This window comes from Micromonospora sp. KC723, from assembly GCF_004348595.1.
Lineage (GTDB): Bacteria > Actinomycetota > Actinomycetes > Mycobacteriales > Micromonosporaceae > Micromonospora.
Window position 1 is genome coordinate 1 of the sequence record NZ_SMKD01000268.1, and the last position, 1,727, is coordinate 1,727.

The window sequence follows — 1,727 nt, forward strand, 5'->3', positions numbered from 1 at the left end:
GGGCGGCTCCGGGCGTACCTCCGGGGAGTGGACGACCGGCCCGGCGGTGGCCGACGGCAGCTCCACGCCACCCAGGGTGAGCCGGCGTTCCATCCGTTCCAGCCGCTGGAGCAGGCCGCCGGTCGAGTCGTCCACGCCGGGCAGCATCATCCGGGCGCAGATCAGCTCCAACAGCAGCCGGGGAGCGGTGGTGCCGCGCATCTCGACCAGGCCGTTGTGCACGATGTCGGCGCAGCGGGACAGGGTGCCCGGGCCGAGCTGCTGGGCCTGGGCGGCCATCCGCTCGATCTGGTCGGCGGGGCCGTCGATCAGGCCCTTGGCGGCGGCGTCCGGCACCTGCTGGAGCACGATCAGGTCGCGCAGCCGCTCCAGCAGGTCGGCGGCGAACCGGCGCGGGTCGTGGCCGGCCTCGGCGACCCGGTCGACGGTGGCGTACGCCGCCGCGCCGTCCCCCGCCGCCAGCGCGTCGCACATCTCGTCGATCAGCGCCGAGTCGGTGACACCGAGCAGCGCGGCGGCCCGCGCGTAGCTGGCCCCCTCCGGGCCGGCGCCCGCGATGAGCTGGTCGAGCAGGGAGAGGCTGTCCCGGGCGCTGCCGCCACCGGCGCGGACGACGAGGGGGAAGACGGCCGGCTCGACCCGGACCCCCTCGGCCTCGCAGAGCTGCTCCAGGTAGGGCCGCAGCACCTTCGGCGGGATCAGCCGGAACGGGTAGTGGTGGGTCCGCGACTTGATCGTGCCGAGGACCTTCTCCGGCTCCGTGGTGGCGAAGATGAACTTGACGTACTCCGGCGGCTCCTCGACCAGCTTGAGCAGGGCGTTGAAGCCGGCCGACGAGACCATGTGCGCCTCGTCGATGACGTAGATCTTGAAGCGGCTCCGGGCCGGCGCGAAGATCGCCTTCTCGCGCAGCTCCCGGGCGTCGTCGACCCCGCCGTGGCTGGCCGCGTCGATCTCCAGCACGTCGATCGAGCCGCCGTCGGTGGCCAACTCCCGGCACGACTCGCACTGCCCGCACGGCTCCGGGGTGGGGCCCTGCTCACAGTTGAGCGAGCGGGCCAGAATGCGGGCGCTGGAGGTCTTGCCACAGCCGCGCGGGCCGGAGAAGAGATAGGCGTGGTTGAGCCGCCCGCTGCGCAGCGCCTGCGACAACGGCTCGGTGACGTGCTCCTGACCGATGACCTCGGCGAAGGTGCGCGGCCGGTACTTGCGGTAAAGGGCCAGTGCCACCCGTACCGCCTCCTCTCGACCGAGCCATTCTGCGCCGCTCGGGCGCAGGTGACCACCCACCACCCCGCGCGGCCCACGCGCCCACTCGCGTGATCCCCCGCGCTTGAGCCACTCCGGTTGCGGCTCCCGGGGTGTCGGGACGCCAGGACAACCGACATGCCGCAGGCCGGGACGGGCCGGATCGGGCCCAGCGGGGAAGCCGGACAGAAAGGCCCCCCGTGCACCCGTCAGAGCCCGCTTATCCTTGCTGCCTTCCGGCCCTGGGGAGGTTCACGAGATGCACGCCGCACGGGGGGTACCGCCAACCCTACCCGACGCGCGGTGGATCTTCAGGGGGTGGTGGGGTGGCCGGCCCGACAGAGACCTGTATCCTGGCTCGCGGAGGATTCGCCTAGAGGCCTAGGGCGCACGCTTGGAAAGCGTGTTGGGTTCACACCCTCACGAGTTCGAATCTCGTATCCTCCGCACCCCGATCGGCGGGCCGGCCCCGGCGGGGG

Annotated in this window: 1 protein-coding gene, 1 tRNA gene and 1 other RNA gene; 1 reads left to right on the forward strand and 2 read right to left on the reverse strand. The window is 72.6% G+C overall.

All coding sequences use genetic code 11. The features are described 5' to 3' along the window. On the reverse strand, positions 1 to 1,230 hold a 1,230-nt coding region (locus E1165_RS28540; protein WP_132394784.1), incomplete at its 3' end, for a DNA polymerase III subunit gamma and tau. Between the two features lie 207 nt (positions 1,231 to 1,437). Beyond that, an RNA gene (gene ffs, locus E1165_RS28545) (signal recognition particle sRNA small type) lies at positions 1,438 to 1,528 on the reverse strand. Between the two features lie 82 nt (positions 1,529 to 1,610). On the opposite strand from ffs, the gene E1165_RS28550 reads away from it, so the two are divergent. Beyond that, positions 1,611 to 1,695: transfer RNA gene (locus E1165_RS28550), tRNA-Ser, on the forward strand. Positions 1,696 to 1,727: the final 32 nt, after the last annotated feature.